Below are 353 nucleotides of genomic sequence, written 5' to 3' on the forward strand. Positions count from 1 at the left end.
CCGGCGACGACGTGCTGCTCGGCGGGGCCGGCAACGACCTGATCGATGGCGAGGCCGGCAACGACCGGATCTTCGGTGGCACCGGCGACGACCGGATCACGGCCGGGGCCGGCGACGACACGGTGGTGGCGGGTGCGGGCAATGACGTGTTCGTGGCTGCGATCGGTGACGGCAACGACGTCTATTTCGGCGATGACAGCGACGGCGGCACGGGCATCGACACGCTCGACATGTCGGCAATCATGGCGAACCTGACGGTMGATCTCGGCAACGGCCTGCTCGGACGCGGCAGCGCGGTCAGCACGGACAGCGGCACCGACACGCTCTGGAGCATCGAGAACGTCGCGACCGGC

1 protein-coding gene is annotated in these 353 nt (G+C 69.3%); it reads left to right on the forward strand.

The genetic code is table 11. From position 1 onward, the window contains the following. On the forward strand, positions 1–353 hold a 353-nt coding region (locus AC1DIO_RS35635), incomplete at both ends, for a calcium-binding protein (RefSeq protein WP_476854991.1).

Source organism: Allobosea sp. 05T439, assembly GCF_056396005.1.